The sequence below is a fragment of the Brucella tritici genome (assembly GCF_008932295.1).
GTDB lineage: Bacteria > Pseudomonadota > Alphaproteobacteria > Rhizobiales > Rhizobiaceae > Brucella > Brucella tritici.
Genome location: NZ_WBWA01000017.1, coordinates 1 through 17,284, shown reverse-complemented (window position 1 = coordinate 17,284; position 17,284 = coordinate 1). Strand labels below are relative to the sequence as shown.

Sequence of the window (17,284 nt, the reverse complement as noted above, 5' to 3'; positions counted from 1 at the left end):
GCCGATCATGTCCGATGTTTCTTTTCACGAACTGGCTAAACTGGACGACGCAGCGCGCGCCGAACTTCTCAAGCGCTCGGAAACCGACCTGTCCGGTTTTATTGAAAAGGTGAAGCCGATCATCGAGGCCGTTCGCACAGAAGGCGATGCGGCGCTTGTCCGCTTTGCGCGCGATCTCGACAAGGCTGAAGTCGATCCGGCCAATATCAAGGCGACGGAAGCCGAGTTCGATGCCGCTTTCGACAAGGTGGAAAAAGACGTGATCGAGGCCATCCAGTTCGGCATCGATAATATTCGCCATTTCCATGAAGAACAGAAGCCGGAGGCCATGTGGCTGAAGGAAATGCGTCCCGGTGCCTTTGCAGGCGACCGTTTCACGCCAATTCGTTCCGTCGCGCTCTATATTCCGCGCGGCAAGGGGGCGTTTCCGTCCGTCACCATGATGACCGCCGTTCCGGCTGTGGTTGCTGGCGTGCCTGATCTTGCCATTGTCACCCCGCCGACGCCGGATGGTTCGGTCGATGCTGCCACGCTCGTTGCAGCACGCCTTGCCGGTGTGGAAACCGTCTACAAGGTCGGCGGCGCGCAGGCCGTTGCTGCCGTCGCCTATGGCACGGAAACGGTGAAGCCGGCGCTCAAGATCGTCGGCCCCGGCAGCCCATGGGTGGTTGCTGCCAAGCGCCTGCTTGGCGGCGTTATCGATCCCGGCCTGCCTGCTGGCCCTTCGGAAGCTGTCATTTTCGCCGACGACACGGTGAAGGGCGGACTTGCCGCGCTCGACCTTTTGATCGAGGCGGAACATGGCCCGGATTCGTCGGCATGGCTCGTCACGCACAGCCGCCGCGTCGCGGAAGAAGCGCTGGCTGCATTGCCGGACCATTGGGCGCGCATGACCGAACAGCGCGTCGGCTTCTCCAAAACCGTGCTTACCGGGAAATATGGCGGTATCGTCCTGACGTCATCCGTGGAAGAGAGCTACAAGTTCATCAACGACTATGCGCCGGAACATCTGGAGCTTCTTTCGACCGATCCGTTCGCGCATCTCGGCCATATCACAGAAGCTGCCGAAATCCTGATGGGACCGCATACGCCGGTCGTCATCGGCAATTTCGGCCTTGGCCCGAACGCCGTGCTGCCGACCAGCCGCTGGGCGCGCACCTATGGTCCGCTTTCGGTTACGGATTTCGTCAAGCGTTCGTCCATCGGCTATGTGACGGCATCCGCCTATCCGGAATTTGCAAAACATGCCCGCACGCTGGCGCGTTATGAGGGCTTCTCGTCGCACGAGAACGCCGTGTCGGAAATCCGCAAGGATTACCTCTGAAAAGAGCCGGGGAGGCTGACGATGAAGGCTGTGCGGCTCTATGCGGCGAAGGATTTGCGGGTCGAGACAATCGACCCGCCGACGCATCTGGAGCCGGGCTGGGTCCTGCTGAAAGTATCGGCTGCCGGTATCTGCGGCTCCGATCTCCATAATTTCATGACCGGGCAGTGGATCAGTCGGTCACCGTCGGTCGCAGGCCATGAATTTGCAGGTGTCGTGACCGAGATCGGTGCTGGCGTGACCGGTTTCAAACCTGGCGATACGGTGATCGCGGACTCCCGCTACTGGTGCGGCAAATGCCAGTCCTGCAAAAGCGGCAGGCACAATGTCTGCGAAACGCTGGGGTTCATCGGTGAAGTCTGCGATGGCGGTTTTGCCGAGGAGACAGCACTTCCCGCACGGCTCCTCGTTCATTACGATCCGGCCATCAACCCGTTGGTCGCAGCCATGGGCGAGCCGCTTTCGGTGGCGCTACACGCCATCCGCAAGCAGCGCGTGCCGTCGGGCGAAGCGGTTCTCGTTGTGGGTTGCGGGCCAATCGGCGGGCTTGCAGCGCTTCTTCTTTCCCGCCTGCATGACGGTCCTGTACTGGTCTGCGACCGCAACGACCAGCGCGCCAATCTTGTTTCAACCGTCACCGGCGCAATCAAAGTTCCGCTAGACAAGTCGGCAATTGAAGCCGCACTTGATGGCCAGCCAATCCGCTATGCGATCGATGCCACCGGCAATATCAGCGTCCTCAAGGCAACGCTCGACGTGCTTTCCGGCGGCGGCTCACTGGCACTGGTCGGCATATCCCATGGCAGGATCGAGCTTGATCCGAACATTCTGGTCGAGCGGGAGATAAGCCTGGTCGGCTGCCATGCCTATCAGGACGAACTGCATGAAATTGCAAAACTTCTGCCGGATCTTGAGGCGCCGCTGGTACAGCTTGTCGACCGGGAAATCTCGCTCGATGAGGTGCCGGACGCCTATGCCCGGCTGATAGCCGGTGAGGCGAACGGCTTGAAAACGATCATACGGACAGGGATGTGACCCATGGGTGCTGGCGACAAATCGGAACCCCATCATACCGCCGGCATTGAACTGCCCGAAACCGCCGGGCCGCTCTATGAGAAGGTCAAGGCGCAGGTGCTGGACAACATCCGCTCCGGTCGCTGGCCCGGCAATCATCGCCTGCCTTCGGAACATGAACTGGTGGATGCACTCGGCATTTCCCGGATGACCGTCAACCGGGCCCTGCGTGAACTGACCGATCAGGGCATATTGAAGCGCATTCAGGGTGTCGGCACTTTCGTTGCTCCGCCAAAGCCGGAAACGACGCTGATCGAAGTCGTCAACATCGCCAATGAAATCAAGGCGCGGGGCGGACAGCACAGCGCCGAAGTCGTCACCCTCGAAATCATCGAGCCGACGCCCGGTCTGCTCAATGCGTTCGAGCTGCGCAAGAGCATTCCAATCGCCCATTCGCTGATCGTACATCTCGAAAACGATGTGCCAGTGCAGCTTGAAGAGCGCTTCGTCAATACAAGCCTCGTGCAGCACTACGAATTGCAGGATTTCCGAGCAATCACGACATACGACTATCTCCAGAAAAGCACCCCGATGACCGAGGTTGAGCAGGTCATTTCGGCAATCACACCAGACGCAGAAATTGCCCGCCTGTTGCGTCTCGACGATGGGGCTGCCTGTGTGCTTCTGGATCGCCGGACATGGACGGGCGAGACGGTGGCGACCGTCAACAAGCTGATCTATGCCGGCAACCGCTACCGTCTCGGCAGCCGTTACAAGCCTGAAATCTAAAGATAATCCAAACCACTCCGTAATGATCACATTTATCTGACCCGGTGTTTTTCACCGGCTGTGTTGACATTTACTGATTCTCGTAACATCTATTGTTACATGAAAAGAGACAGCAAATTATCGGGCGTTCTGCACGTCCTTCTTCACATGGCGGAACATAAAGGACCGGTCACGTCTGAGGTTCTTGCCAAAGCCATGACCACCAATCCGGTCGTCGTGAGACGTGTCATGGGCGGTCTGCGCGAGCAGGGCTATGTTCGCTCGGAAAAGGGACATGGTGGCGGTTGGGAAATCGCCTGCGACCTCAATAAGGTTACCTTGCGTGATATTTACGAAGCCATCGGGGAGCCGGCGCTTCTCGCCATGGGCAACCGCACGGAAATGCCAGGCTGTCTGGTGGAGCAGGCAGTCAATGCTTCACTCAGCAAGGCATTTAGCGACGCCGAGAACCTTCTTCTGGAGCGTTTTGGCGAGGTCACGCTTGCCATGCTGAGCGCAGATTTTCATCAGCGCGCACTGGAGCGCGGCGTAACATTCGATCTGGAGAGCAATCATGCATCATGATGCAATCATTATCGGCGGCAGCTTCGCTGGCTTGTCTGCGGCAACCTATCTGGCGCGCGGCAGACGATCTGTCCGCGTGATCGACGCCGGAAAACCGCGCAACCGTTTTGCCGAACATTCGCATGGTTTCTTTGCGCAGGACGGCAGCAACCCGCTCTCTATGCTGGAAACGGCGAAGGCACAGGTCGAAACCTATCCGACCGTGACCTTTACGCAAGGCAAGGCCGTTGCCGGTAGTGGCGAAATCGACAATTTTATGATCGAACTCGATAGCGGGGAGATCGTTGAGGGACGCAGACTGATCCTTGCTTTCGGCATATCGGATGATCTGCCGGAGATTCCCGGCCTCGCGGAGCGATGGGGAAATACCGTCATTCATTGTCCCTATTGCCACGGCTATGAATTCAGCGACCGGCAGCTTGGTGTTCTCAATATGTCGCCAATGTCGGTGCATCAGGCCATGCTGATCTCCGAATGGGGACCGACAACCTTCTTCATAGATAAGGGACTGGAACCGGATGCAGAGGCATTCGCAGAACTGGAACGGCGCGGCGTGAAGATCGAACACAGCCCGGTCAGTGCATTGCACGGCGAGGGGGGCGACATTTCAGAAGTCGAGCTTGAAGATGGGCGACTGGTCCCACTCAATGCGCTTTACATCGGACCACGCAATCGGCTGAACAGCCAGATTGCCGACACGTTTGGCTGCGCAATGGATGAACTGCCGCTCGGCAGAACGATACAGACAGACGGGCTGAAGACGACAACGGTTCCCGGAATTTTTGCCGCAGGCGATATTACTCGCGGCGCGCACAGCGTCGCCTGGTCTGTGGCTGATGGCGTGACGGCAGGAACTGCGGCGCATCGATCCCTGGTGTTTTAGCCTCCCAATTTGTTGCATTCCGGCTACATTGGCGCACCTGTCTGCAGTCGTCATATATCAGCCTCTTGCTTACGCGCTCCAGTCCTGCAAATTCAGCGTTCGTGGCCCTTCCCGCAGCGGGGATTCCTGGGCCGGATCGAGGAATTCATGGACACCGGGTCAGTTAGTTCAAGACCGCTCGCAGGCATTGCGCTTGCCTGCGGCGGTTACGCCTGTTTTGCCCTTCAGGATGCCATGGTGAAATGGCTCGTGGCGACCTATCAGGTGCCGCAGATATTGTTCATGCGCAGTCTGGTGATCGTGCTCATTACCGGCGTGCTGATACGTTATCGCCGTCATCCATCGATTTTCCGAAGCCCTTATCGCAACACCGTCGTTCTGCGTGCCGCGCTTATGCTTGGCGCGTGGCTGCTGTTCTACAATGCAGCCCGCCATCTCGAGCTTGCAGAACTGACCACGCTTTATTTCTCAGCACCGATCATGGTCATGTTCCTGTCGATCCTCGTCCTCAAGGAAAAGATCGGACCGGGACGATGGATCGCCTGCGCCATCGGTTTCATCGGCGTAACGGTTGCTGCGAACCCGACCCATTCGCCCAATCTTATTCCCGCTGCCATGTGCATCGTGGCGGGCTTCTGCTGGGCATGGAGCACGATCCTGATCCGGCTTGTCAGCCGCAGTGAAACCACGATGACGCAGATGTATGCGACGAGCCTGTTGTTCGGTCTGGCCTGTGCACTGTCCTTTCCGTGGACATGGCAGGACCCCGATCTCAACGGCTGGCTTTTGATGATCTGTCTGGGGCTCGTATCAACCCTTGGCCAGTTCCTTCTTTATGAAGGGTTTCGCCACGCACCCGCCTCGGCGTTGGCGCCCGTGGAATATAGCGGGCTGATCTGGGCCTTTATCTATGGCTATCTCATCTGGGCGGAAGTTCCGGCAGCAAATGTATTTGCCGGTGCATTCCTGATCGTGCTGGCAAGCCTGCTGCTCATCGCCTGGGAGCAACGGCAGGCAAACCTGCGCAAGCGCCGCGCCCCCTGTTGAGATTGCGCTCCCAAGCTCGCCCTGTGTGGCTGTATCATTAGAGCGCCGATCTGATTGGTTCAGATCGGCTTATGCTCCAGAGCGAAGTGTCAGGCTGTTTTGGCCTTATGCCCGAATGGCAGCGGGAACAGTCTGTCATATGCGATGTTGAACACGAACGCATAGACCAGATAGAAGACGACAATCGCGATATCCATCACCAGAGCGGTAATCAGCGAAATTCCCAGATACCAGGCGATGAACGGGATCAGAAGTACGATCAATCCTGCCTCGAAGAGGATCGCGTGAAGAACACGGACGGCCATGCTCTTGTTGACGCTACCGGTGAAGCGCAGCATCGCCTTGTCAAAGCCCAGATTGAACAGAAAATTCCACACGGTTGCGGTGGTTGCCGAAACAACCCCGATGACGCCCATCTCTGCTGCAGGCTTGTCCAGAATGAAGGCGGAACCGGGTATGAAGATCGCCAGACCGATGACTTCAAACATCGTTGCGTGGCGGACACGGTCCATAAAACTGCGCATTTCCTTTAATCCCTGTTGTTAATGCGCGTGCTTCTATCTTATTATGCCAATAAGAAAAGTTAGATATTATCTGGATTTGCGATAGATGAGTATCGAACTGGAGCAGCTCGAGGCCTTTGTGACCTCTGCGGATCACGGATCGTTCTCCGCCGCCGCGCGATATTTGCGCAAGGCGCAGTCTGCGGTCAGCGTGCTGGTTTCCTCGCTGGAAGACGATCTCGACGTCAAGCTGTTCAGCCGTGCATCCCGCAATCCGGTGTTAACGGAGGCGGGCGCAAGGCTGTTGCCGGAAGCGCGGTTGCTGCTTGCAAGGCGTGAGCATCTGATTTCCGTCGCCAGAAATTTCGGCGATCATGTGGAAAGCCGTCTCGTGGTCGCAATCGACGAGCTTTACCCCGAACCGGCCATCGCGACGCTGTTTGCAGCCTTTGCGCAGGAGTTTCCGCATGTCGAGCTTGAGCTGACCTTCCCACCCTCAACCGCGATAAGCGGGCTTGTGTTGGAAGGAAAGGCAGACCTTGGCGTCATGTGGCGCGCCGAGCAGATGCCGGATGAGCTTGGCTTCCATACCATCGGCTGGGTGCCTCTGGTGCTGGTCTGCGGGCGCGAGCATCCGCTGGCGCATAATGCGGTCAGTTGGGAAGATTTGAGGTCGTTTCGCCAGATCATGGCTCGAAAGCACAGCGATACGGCTGAAAGCCGCCGTCTGCGGGTCGGTGCCGAGGTCTGGTGGGTGGAAAGCCACTGGGTCATCCTGCAAATCCTCACGCGAGGGATCGGCTGGGCGTTCATTCCCGAACATATCTTGCAGGATTCGCCGCTGGCGCCGGAGCTTGTCATTCCGAAACTGCAGTTCGATGAAGGTGCGCATCCGGTCGCGCTTGAGCTGATCTGGAACAAGCGGCGACGGCAGGGGCCAGCCGCCCAATGGCTGCAGGAGCGCTTTGCCAAGAGCCGCTTTTGAACTTTTGATAAAGAAGATGCAAAGGGCAGGGAATGGCCCTGCCCAAAGCGGGTTATACCTTTGCGGCTTCCACAAAGCGCGGATCGAAGGTCTGTGCAAATGAGATATCCGCACTTGCCAGTTCCGGATCGAGCGCCTTTAGCATCTCGAACAGGCTCTTGAAGCCGTCTTCCGCAATCAGGCCCTTTTCGGAATACATGGCGCGGGACTTCTCGAAACCGGTCTTGTACAGCTCACGGTCGCCGAGCAGATATTCTTCCGGCACGGCATCGGCCACTTCATCGGCCGAAGCTTTGTGAATCCAGTTCAGCGACTTGACGAAAGCATTGACGACCCGCTGCGTGGTAACCGGATTTGCATCGATGAAGCTCTGCTGCACATAAACGGTCGCGGCTGGATTGGTGCCACCGAAAAGCTGGCGCGTGCCTTCTTCGGTGCGTGTATCGAGTAGCAACGTGATGTCGCCATCCACTTCCAGTCGCGTGATAACCGGGTCGAGATGGACAAGGGCGGCGATTTCGCCCTTCTTGATGGCTGCGACAGCACTTGCGCCACCGCCGACACCGATGATCGAAGCAGCATCTTCGGAGAGGCCGTTCTTGATGAGCGCATATTGCAGCAAAAGCGAGGTCGAAGAGCCGGGCGCCGTGACGCCGACATTCTGGCCCTTGAGATCGGCAATCGTCTTGATCTCACCGGCGAGATCCTTGCGCACGCCGATGCAGATGCCCGGAAAGCGGCCAAGCTCGCAGACGGCCTTGATGTCCTGTCCCTTGTTCTGCATGCGAATGGTGTGTTCGTATGCGCCGGTCACCACATCGACCGAACCGCCGATCAGCGCCTGCAAGGACTTTGCGCCGCCACCGAAATCATTGATGGTCGCCTTGATGCCTTCTTCCTCGAAGAAGCCCTTGCGCTCGGCAATGGTGAGGGGAAGGTAATAGAAGAGCGGCTTGCCGCCGACACCGAACATCAGCTCCGGCTTTTCCGGCGTCGCGGATGCATCCTGCGCATAGGCAGGCAGGCGCGAGGCGATACCCGCAAGCCCGAAGGCGGCGGCGCCCAGCAAAATATCTCTACGCGTTGTCGTCATGGTTTCCTCCTTGAATCCTCTTAATCATTGTGTCCGGCAGCTTTTGGACGCCAGACAAGCAGGCGCGCTTCAACGATGGACACACACCAGTCTATGACCAGCACAAATGCCGTCAGCACCAGCATTCCGGCAAAGACGCCGGTAACGTCGAACACGCCTTCCGCCTGATGGATCAGGTAGCCGAGACCCGCCGACGAACCGAGATATTCGCCGACAACCGCGCCGACGACGGCAAAGCCGACAGCCGTATGCAGGCTTGAGAACATCCAAGACAGCGCTGATGGCAGATAGACATTGCGCAGGAGCTGGCGCTCGTTCATGCCCAGCATACGCGCATTGGCGAGTACCGTCTGGTTCACTTCCTTCACGCCCTGGTAGACGTTGAAGAAGACGATGAAAAAGACCAGCGAGACGCCGAGCGCCACCTTCGACCAGATGCCGAGGCCGAGCCACAAGGCGAAGATCGGCGCCAGCACGACACGCGGCAGCGAGTTGGCCGCTTTCACATAGGGATCGAAGATTGCTGCAAGGAGGGGCTTGCGGGCGAACCAGAACCCGATGAGAACGCCACCGATTGAGCCAATGGCAAAGGCCAGCATGGCTTCAAGCAGGGTGATGCCGAGGTGATACCAGATGGTTGCATCGGCAAACCATTTATAGATGCGCTGCGCCACATCGCCCGGCGTTGCGAAGAAGAACTTTGCCTTGGCCGGATTGCCCAGCAGATGAGTGGCGGTGAAGAGGTGCCAGACCAGAATAACGACGACAGCCACGCTGAGCTGCGCCAGAAACAGCATAGGCTTTTTCATTTCTTTTCCCCACTCGTCTGCTGATAGCCCTTGAGAACCTCTTCCTTGAGCGCACTCCATATTTCGCGATGAATTTCGTGAAACTTGTCGTCGAGGCGAATTTCGGAAATCTCGCGCGGGCGGGCGAGGGGAATTTTATATTCTGCCATGATGCGGGCACGCGGCCCGGCAGACATGATGACGACGCGATCCGCCAGCGCGATGGCCTCTTCCAGATCGTGGGTCACGAACATGACCGCCTTCTTGTCCTGCGACCACAGGTCCAGCAGAAGATCGCCCATGATAACGCGCGTCTGCGCATCAAGCGGGCCGAAGGGTTCATCCATCAGGAGATATTTCGGATTGCGGATCAGCACCTGCGCAAGACCGACGCGCTTGCGCTGTCCACCCGACAGCATGTGCGGATAACGGTCACCGAAACTTGCAAGCCCGACGCGGCCAAGCCATTCACGAGCCTGTTCGCGCGCCCTGGCCTTTGGCGTGCCAGCGATTTCCAGTCCGATGGAGACATTGTCCAGCACGGTCTTCCAGGGCATGAGGGCATCCTGCTGGAAGAGATAACCTGCCTTGCGATTGAGTCCTTGCAGCCGCTGGCCGCTGATTTCGACCGTACCGCTGGCTGGTACGAGAAGCCCGGCAACGGCATTGAGCAATGTGGACTTTCCGCAGCCCGTCGGACCGACAATCGCCACGAATTCGTTTTCAGCAACGTCCAGATTGCTTTCGGCGACAGCATCGAAGCGGCCGCCATCGGCCAGCTTGAACGAAATCTGCACGTCCTTGAGCGCGATTGCTGTCTTGCGTGTTTCTTCCGGCTGAATACGGCCTGGTTCGGCGCTCATCGCTCGTCACATCCGGTGAACTGACGATGTGCTTTGCCACAACAGCTCATATTTCCGCTCCTTTTCGGGTAGCGCCTCATGAATGGGGGAACAGACAAGATGCGTGACCTTATCCGTCTAAAGCGAGACGCAAAAATTTGCGATAGAGTCCCTTCGTATAACGTCCCGGCAAGAACATGCAACGAAAAGCGGACAGCGCATTTCAAACTATCAACAAAAATAAGTCTATACGAAATATTATTGCGATCAGCCGCGCCAGGTCAGGAAGCGTTTCTCGATCTGTCCGATGATGAAATTGACGATCAGTCCCATCACCGACAGGATTGTGACCCCGGCAAACAGCTTTTCAAGGTCGTAGAGCGACCCGGCTTCAAGGATATAGGAACCAACGCCGAACTGGGCGCCGAGCATTTCGGCTGCGACCAGCAGAATGATGGCGATGGAAATCGACACCCGCAACCCGGACAGGATCGCAGGGAAAGCGCCGGGCAGGATGATCTTGCGCACGATCGACCACCATCCAAGACCGAAACTCTGGCCCATGCGCACAAGCGAACGATCCACATTATCGACCGCGCCGTAAGTGGCAACGACGGTGGGCGTAAAGGTGCCAAAGGCAATGAGCATGTATTTCGACATTTCGTCGATACCGAACCAGATCACGAAGAGCGGCAGAAGCGCGATCTTGGGGATCGGGAAGAGGGCAGCGACGAGTGGCACCAGACCGGCGCGGACATAGCTGAACAAGCCGATCATCACCCCGAGACCAACACCGACCGCGATGCCAAGGCTTGCACCGACGACAAGCCGCCGCAGCGATGGCAGCAGATGTTGCCACAGAAGGCCGGTCTGCCAAAGCTGGACAAAAGTTTCGAGTACCGCGGAAGGGCGCGGCAATGTCAGGTTGGATATGAAGCCGCTGCGGGTTCCGATTTCCGCAAGAGCCAGCAGTGCCACGAACAGGATCAGGGCCATATGGCGCACCGGCTGGGGCGCGAAGCCGCCACCCCGGAAAGGAACCGGGCGAATATCCGGGCTGGATTGCTTCATTTCTGCGATCTCAACCATTGACCAGCTCCTGATCTGCCGCCTGCGCTTCCGCCCGCATCAGCTCCCAGAGCTGCTTCTGTTTTTCTTCAAGAACGGGGTCGCCAAGATGACGTTCGGAAAGGGGAATATCGATATCGACAATTTCCCTGATCCGTCCCGGCCTTCGCGACAGCACCACCACCCGATGACCGAGCCGCACCGCCTCGTTGAGATTGTGCGTGACATAAACGGAGGTAAATGGCTGGCGCGTCCACAGCGCAATCAGGTCGTCCATCAGCAATTCCCGCGTCTGGCTATCGAGCGCCGACAAGGGCTCATCCATCAGCATGACGGCAGGACGCACCGACAAGGCGCGTGCAATCGCCACGCGCTGGCGCATGCCACCCGAAAGCTGCTTCGGTAAAGCCTGCCGAAAATCTGAAAGCCGGGTGCGTTCCAGCACATTGGTGACGATCCGGTCCATCTCTGCCCGGCCAAGTCCGTGGTCCTCCAGCACCAGCTTGATGTTTCCTTCCACGCTGCGCCATGGCAGCAGCGCGAAGTGCTGGAAAACATAGGTGAGCGGATTGAGTGAATCCTTCGGCGGCGAACCGATCTGCAGCACTTCGCCCGAAGATGGCTTTTCAAGGCCACCCAGAAAACGCAGGAGCGTGGACTTTCCGCAGCCCGATGGGCCGATCAGGCAGACAATCTGCCCTTGCGGGATGGTGAGCGATATATCTTTGAGAACTTCGACCGGACCATAGGAATGGCTGATGTTTTTCAGTTGCAGATCCATCTCAACTCCAGTCGGAAAGTCCGCCCTTCAACGTTAGAGCGGTTTCGATCTGATTGGTTCAGGTCGGCGCTCTATCTCTTTGTTTTGACGCGCACCCCGGTTTGGAATGCCTATCTTCGGGCTTTGTGCCCGACAAAACCTGTCGGGCACTGAATGTTCAGTTTCAGCCAGCCTTGGCCAGTCTCAAATTGTCTTGACGTAGGATGTGTCGAACAGCTTTTCCTGTGTGACAGCTTCCTTGACCATGCCTTCGGAGCGGAACCAGTCGAGCTGCTCCACGCAGCTATTCAGCGACAGGGCCAGTCCCTTGTTGATGCGCATAGCGCCATCGATCAGGTTCTGTTTTGCCGTCTCGAACGGGCTGTCGCTTTCGACATATTTGTGCACGATCTTTGCGATGTCGTCGCGCGCAGCGTCATCTGCCGTGTTGTCGACAAAGGCCGCATTATAGTCATCGATTGCCTTGGAATAGGCTTTGACGAAGGCTTCAGTCATGGCGCGCTCGTCGCTCGCATTCCTGGTAGACGTGAATGCTGTCGTGACCTGATAATCCGGCGCATAATCTGAGACGAGGCCGATCTGCTTTGCAGCGCCCTCACGGATGAGCTTCTTGGCGATATTGGGCTGGATGGCCCAGGAATCGATCTGACCGGTTGACAGAGCGCCGACTACGGCACCGAGTTTCTGCAACGGGCGGAGCTGGATTTCAGAAAGTGGAATGTTGTTGGCCTTGGCGATCTTGTGCGCCATGAAATGGAATGACGATCCAGCCGTGGTGATGCCGAAGCTGTGTCCCGCTAGCTTGGACGGTTCCGTCAGCCCGCCTTCATAGGCCTTGTTGGAGGCCAGAATAACATTGCCGGTAATGCCTTTTTCTTCGGCAAGCGCACCGCCGATCACCTTGATCGCACCTTTGTCAGCCAGGCTGATAAGTCCGCCGCTCATTGCCGTCACGCCGAAATCGGCGTCGCCCGATGCGATGGCAACGGCCATGGGCTGGGCGGCTTCAAAGAACTTCAACTCGATATCGAGACCGGCATCTTTGAAATAGCCACGCTCATGCGCAATATAGCTCGGCGCATGGCTCGCCAGATGGAGTACCGCCAGATTGCGCGTCGCGGCGCGGGCAGGGGAGCCGAAAGCCGTGCTGATGCCCAGCGCACCAAGCCCCATCAATGTCTGACGGCGTGTCAGGGTGAAATCCATTCTGGCTCTCCTCCGATGCGGGTGTCAGCCCGGCGCAACAGATTTCCTGCCAAGCCCGGCAAACAAAATTTCATTACGTCTCTGCCATGGAAAAATATGGAAGATTGCTTTCGCATAAAGCCACGTGGCGGGATTTTCAATAAGATTAGCGCATGTTCAAAGAAGCACCGGCATCAAATTTACTGAGAAACGGCACCAGTCGCGCCAATATCGGACCGGATGCGGTCTCAGGCAGAAGATGCCCGCCCGCCAATCCTTCGCCTTCAACATCGGTGGCCCAGTCCGCCCATATATCGAGTGGTTCCCGCCCGCCGCCATAGCGTCGACCTTGTTCCCAGAAGACCAGAACCGGCGCATGAATGCGCCGTCCTGCCGCCCGATCGGCAAGATCGTCGGCTTCATCCACGCCAGCGCCAGCGCGGTAATCCTCGCATATCCAGTGCCGGACTTCCGCGCTGTCAAAGGCTTTCCGGTAATCTTCCAGTGCAAGCGGATGCAGTTTGTCGAGACCATGCGCCATCTTCTGCAAGGTCGTATCGATCATGAAACGGGGATCGCCGGACAGGAGCGTTTCCGGCAGCGGTTCGGGCTGGGCCAACATGAACCAATGCCATGCGCCCATGCCGAATGCCTTGCTGGCGCCTTCCCACATTTCCGGTGTCGGCACGACCGTGACAGATACCAGCCCAAGCACCTTGTCCGGATGATCCAGCGCCATGCGATAGGCGACACGACCACCGCGATCATGCCCGATCACAACAAACCGTTCATGGCCGAGCGCCTGCATCAACTCCACCAGACTGGCCGCCATGCGACGTTTCGATCCGGCCCCAGCAGGATTGGACGTGATGCTGCTCCGGCCATAGCCCGGCAGATCGGGCACGATGACTGTGCAGGAGCGGGCGAGTTCCGGAGCGACGCGATGCCACGCAGCCATGGTTTCCGGATAACCGTGCAACAACAGGACCGGCAGGCCTTTACCGCCAGTCATGACGGCGAAACGAACATCGTTCGTTTCCACCTCCCGCATTTCAAAGCCGGGAAAGAGCTGTTCGATTGCTGGTTTCATATCCCGCCGTTCTGGCTTTGCCGGAAACTGATTCAGTTGAAAGTGCTATGCTAGAGCATTTCCTGTTTTGATTGAAACATTGGAATCAGGCCACCGCGCGACCTGTCCGCACGATGGCCATACAATCAACCTTCATTTCATTCGCTTTGAAGCGACAGCCAGCGGGTTGCGTGTATGTTCATCAGATTATCGCTGTAGCCTTCAACCTTGTCTGCCACGAGCGCTTGCGACGAGGGATAGAGCAGGGGAATAACGGGAACTTCTCTCAGCAGAATACGCTCTGCCTCGGCAAGCGTTTGGGCGCGCACCCTGGCGTCGGTCATGGTCTCCGACTTGGCAATCAGCGCATCGTATTCCTTGTTCGACCAATCCGAATTATTGAAATAATTGCCCGTCGTGAACATACTCAGAAAGGAATAGGCGTCATTGTAATCACCAATCCATCCCTGATATGCAAAATCATACATGCCATGTTCATGCAGATAATTGAAATAGGTAGCACCTTCGACTTCGTCTTGTGATGCTTCGATGCCAATATTCTTGAGCATGTCTGCAATAGCAATCATCGAGTTCTTGTTATTGACCGAAGTCGCATAGCGGAGCTTGACCGACAGGCTTCCCGGCGCGACGCCGGCCTCCTTCAGCAATTCCTTCGCCTTTTCTTCGCGGTCAAGAATATCCTCATCCATATAGTCCAGCCGAGGCGCATCTGCGACGTAGTTTTCAGTGCCCGGAGGCACCATCGAATAGCCCGGCATCATCATGCCGCGCCTGATTTCTTTTGCCAGAAACTTGCGATCTATCGCCATCGAAATTGCCTGACGCACCCTGGGGTCGCGCAACTTGCTGTCCGGTTCGCCTTTGACACTGACATAGAAAGTGCCGAAATAGGGTGCTACGCGCAGATTATGCCCCAGATTGGACTTGATATAATCCATCTGCTCGGCGGAAACCGTACCGCAAATGTCGATCTCCCCGGCCTCAAAACGACGCATGCACGACGCCGGTTGCTCGAATGGGATCCAGTTCACCACGTCGATCTTTACGCTGGAGGAGTCCCAGTAATTCGGGTTTTTCTTCATGACGATCTGGGCATTTGGCGTAAAACTTGCCAGCGTATAGGCGCCATTCGACACCATGTTTGCCGCCAAAGTGAACTTGTCTCCGTATTTTTCAACGGCTTTCCGGTTTAGCGGCAAGGTCGTCTGATGGGTCAGCAGCGAAAGGAAATAAGGGGTAGGGGATGTAAGCGTGATTTTCAGCGTGCGGTCGTCAAGCGCCTCGACGCCCAACTGATCCAGTGGGAGCTTGCCGGTATTGATTTCTCTGGCGTTCTTGATCGCATAGAGAACATTGGCGTAGCCAGCGCCGGTCTTTGGATCGATGATACGATGTAGGGAATATTCGAAATCGCCGGCAATAACCGGATCGCCATTCGACCATTTCGCGTTTTCGCGCAGATGAAACGTATAGATCAGTCCGTCAGAGGAAATATCCCAGGACCGTGCCACACCCGGTATCAACTCACCCTTCGCATCTTCGCTAACAAGCCCCTCATAGAGATCGCTCAGCAAGGCGCTTTCATTCACCGTCGTTGTTCGGTGTTGATCGAGCGTGGACGGATCGCTGCCGCTATCGCGGTTAAGCACTGTTTCAGCCGATGCGATACCAGCCACAGAACACCAGCAAACGCTCGCAAGAAAGAAACTGCGATACATGAAACCCTCCCGTTGATAGTGCGGCAGCGTTTATGCGCCGCAAGAAGGTATCAATGTATATATTCATCTTACGTCTTTCTATTTTAAGTAATTACCAGCGATTTATTGTAAGAAAACTTCGATCAGGTGCATATAAATGCAACCTATAATTCGCCTATTATAATTTGCGATTATAAAAACTGCCTTCATGTTTTATCTTGTATTTGCATTTCCTTTAAAACCTTTTTCTTTCGGATTTTTTACTACCACTTGTGAGGGGACATGAAATTCAATTTACTGTTGGCAGGCGGTATTGCGACCGCGTGCAACCTGTCCGTTGCCTATGGCGCTGACGCTGTAGTCGCACCCGAGCCGGAACCGGCACAATATGTCCGGGTCTGTGACGCCTACGGTGCGGGATATTTCTATATTCCCGGAACCGAAACATGCCTGCGGATTCACGGCTACGTCCGCTATCTCATGCAGGGCGGCGACGATGTTTATGGCCGCGGTTTTACCGACAAGGACGGAAAGCCTCATCTCCAGCGTTCCAGCAAGCGTGATACGTGGGATAATTCTGCCCGCTTCTCATTACGTGCCAGCACGGCATCCGAGACAGAGCTCGGTACGCTCAAAACCTATGCGGAAACCCGCTTTCAATGGGGCAACGGCGAGGACTCCAAGTCCACCGGCTCGCTACGTTTTGGCTATATCGATCTGGGCGGACTGCGTGTCGGCCTCGATTTTTCAGCTTTCACATCCTTCGTTGGTTATCTTGGCGACGTCTTCAACGATGATGTGATCCTGGCTGGTGGTTACCGGACAGGCCTGATCAGCTACACCTATTCCGGCAGCAACGGCATTTCGGCAATCCTGTCGCTGGAACAGGGCAATAATGTCGATACCGACAAAAAATATGGCTATGACGGCACCATCAATGGCTATACGCCGCATGTTGTCGGCGGCCTCAAATATGCTCAGGACTGGGGAGCAATCATCGCCGTTGCCGCATACGATGCCCGCAATGAAAAATGGGCAGGCAAGCTGCGCGGCAATCTCAACATCACCGACCGGTTTTCGGTGTGGGCGATGGGCGGTTATAAGTCTAACAAAGACAACTATATGGACGTCCAGGACGACAACGGCCAGATCGCTGGTCGAGTGCGCGTGATCGATAGTTTCTATGGCCAATGGGGCGGTGACTGGGCCGCATGGGGCGGCGGCGCTTACAAGCTTTCCGAAAAGGCCGTTCTCAATGCAGAGCTTGCTTACGACGGCACGAACACGTTCTATACGACTGCAAATGTCGCTTACGAACTGGTTCCGGGCTTCACGGTCACGCCGGAAATCTCCTATGTGCGTTGGAATGACAAGAAGTCAGTCCTCAACGGAACAGACGCCTGGCAAGGACTGATCGCACTGCAGCGGACATTCTAAGATTAAAGGAAGCGCCTGAGAAGGCGCTTCTTTCTCATGTGCGGACGGGCCCTTCGGATGCCAGCATTGTTTTGGCAAGTTAGGGATGCGACGTTTTTAGCAAGTTAGAGATGCGACAGGTGCTGACGTTCAGCCCCCATGCCGAGTGGCTGGTCAGGGTTGCAAGCGAGGAATGGGGGCGGGTCGATAGGTGC

17 protein-coding genes are annotated in these 17,284 nt (G+C 56.7%); 8 read left to right on the top strand and 9 right to left on the bottom strand.

Translation table 11 applies throughout. The features are described 5' to 3' along the window. Positions 1–7 precede the first annotated feature (7 nt). The 6 genes from hisD (at position 8) to F9K91_RS16630 (ending at position 5,621) form a co-directional block, all read left to right on the top strand. Positions 8–1,324 (top strand): histidinol dehydrogenase, encoded by a 1,317-nt coding sequence (gene hisD / locus F9K91_RS16655; RefSeq protein WP_010658779.1) that lies wholly within the window; start codon positions 8–10, stop codon positions 1,322–1,324. 21 nt (positions 1,325–1,345) lie between these two features. Then, positions 1,346–2,359: a zinc-dependent alcohol dehydrogenase gene (locus F9K91_RS16650; RefSeq protein WP_151678257.1), complete on the top strand. Its 1,014-nt coding sequence runs from the start codon at positions 1,346–1,348 to the stop codon at positions 2,357–2,359. Between the two features lie 3 nt (positions 2,360–2,362). After that, positions 2,363–3,127: a histidine utilization repressor gene (hutC, locus tag F9K91_RS16645; protein ID WP_151678256.1), complete on the top strand. Its 765-nt coding sequence runs from the start codon at positions 2,363–2,365 to the stop codon at positions 3,125–3,127. A gap of 99 nt (positions 3,128–3,226) precedes the next feature. Continuing rightward, positions 3,227–3,691: an Rrf2 family transcriptional regulator gene (locus F9K91_RS16640; RefSeq protein WP_061345324.1), complete on the top strand. Its 465-nt coding sequence runs from the start codon at positions 3,227–3,229 to the stop codon at positions 3,689–3,691. Further along, positions 3,681–4,574: an NAD(P)/FAD-dependent oxidoreductase gene (locus F9K91_RS16635; RefSeq protein WP_151678255.1), complete on the top strand. Its 894-nt coding sequence runs from the start codon at positions 3,681–3,683 to the stop codon at positions 4,572–4,574. Before F9K91_RS16640 ends, F9K91_RS16635 begins: the two co-directional genes overlap by 11 nt. A 147-nt stretch (positions 4,575–4,721) precedes the next feature. After that, on the top strand, positions 4,722–5,621 hold the full coding sequence (locus tag F9K91_RS16630; RefSeq protein ID WP_109988724.1) for a DMT family transporter: 900 nt from the start codon (positions 4,722–4,724) through the stop codon (positions 5,619–5,621). An 89-nt stretch (positions 5,622–5,710) separates the two neighbouring features. Here the strand turns inward: F9K91_RS16630 and F9K91_RS16625 are convergent, their stop codons facing one another. After that, complete coding sequence (locus tag F9K91_RS16625; protein WP_151678254.1) at positions 5,711–6,145, bottom strand: PACE efflux transporter; 435 nt, start codon at positions 6,143–6,145, stop codon at positions 5,711–5,713. Between the two features lie 85 nt (positions 6,146–6,230). Between F9K91_RS16625 and F9K91_RS16620 the strand changes: the two genes are divergently transcribed. Next, entirely contained in the window at positions 6,231–7,109 is an 879-nt protein-coding gene (locus tag F9K91_RS16620; RefSeq protein ID WP_151678253.1) for a LysR family transcriptional regulator, read from the top strand. Between the two features lie 52 nt (positions 7,110–7,161). Here the strand turns inward: F9K91_RS16620 and F9K91_RS16615 are convergent, their stop codons facing one another. The 8 genes from F9K91_RS16615 to F9K91_RS16575 form a co-directional block, all read right to left on the bottom strand. Continuing rightward, a complete protein-coding gene (locus F9K91_RS16615; RefSeq protein WP_151646548.1) occupies positions 7,162–8,202 on the bottom strand; it encodes an ABC transporter substrate-binding protein in 1,041 nt (346 codons plus the stop codon). A gap of 20 nt (positions 8,203–8,222) precedes the next feature. Continuing rightward, a complete protein-coding gene (locus tag F9K91_RS16610) occupies positions 8,223–9,011 on the bottom strand; it encodes an ABC transporter permease (RefSeq protein WP_151652708.1) in 789 nt (262 codons plus the stop codon). Beyond that, positions 9,008–9,853 carry an ABC transporter ATP-binding protein gene (locus F9K91_RS16605; RefSeq protein ID WP_151556901.1) on the bottom strand — a complete coding sequence of 282 codons (846 nt, stop codon included), beginning with the start codon at positions 9,851–9,853 and terminating at the stop codon, positions 9,008–9,010. Before F9K91_RS16605 ends, F9K91_RS16610 begins: the two co-directional genes overlap by 4 nt. Before the next feature lie 246 nt (positions 9,854–10,099). Next, complete coding sequence (locus F9K91_RS16595) at positions 10,100–10,921, bottom strand: ABC transporter permease (protein WP_151556899.1); 822 nt, start codon at positions 10,919–10,921, stop codon at positions 10,100–10,102. Then, positions 10,914–11,681 (bottom strand): ABC transporter ATP-binding protein, encoded by a 768-nt coding sequence (locus F9K91_RS16590; RefSeq protein ID WP_061345333.1) that lies wholly within the window; start codon positions 11,679–11,681, stop codon positions 10,914–10,916. Before F9K91_RS16590 ends, F9K91_RS16595 begins: the two co-directional genes overlap by 8 nt. Positions 11,682–11,864: 183 nt before the next feature. Beyond that, the gene (locus tag F9K91_RS16585) at positions 11,865–12,887 is read right to left on the bottom strand and encodes an ABC transporter substrate-binding protein (protein ID WP_094515774.1); all 1,023 of its coding nucleotides are present in this window, start codon (positions 12,885–12,887) and stop codon (positions 11,865–11,867) included. 145 nt (positions 12,888–13,032) lie between these two features. Then, positions 13,033–13,956, bottom strand: a complete 924-nt coding sequence (locus F9K91_RS16580) for an alpha/beta fold hydrolase (protein ID WP_151678252.1) — start codon at positions 13,954–13,956, stop codon at positions 13,033–13,035. 137 nt (positions 13,957–14,093) lie between these two features. Further along, a complete protein-coding gene (locus tag F9K91_RS16575) occupies positions 14,094–15,674 on the bottom strand; it encodes a peptide ABC transporter substrate-binding protein (RefSeq protein WP_151678251.1) in 1,581 nt (526 codons plus the stop codon). Between the two features lie 261 nt (positions 15,675–15,935). On the opposite strand from F9K91_RS16575, the gene F9K91_RS16570 reads away from it, so the two are divergent. Further along, complete coding sequence (locus tag F9K91_RS16570; protein WP_151678250.1) at positions 15,936–17,090, top strand: porin; 1,155 nt, start codon at positions 15,936–15,938, stop codon at positions 17,088–17,090. Positions 17,091–17,284 lie beyond the last annotated feature (194 nt).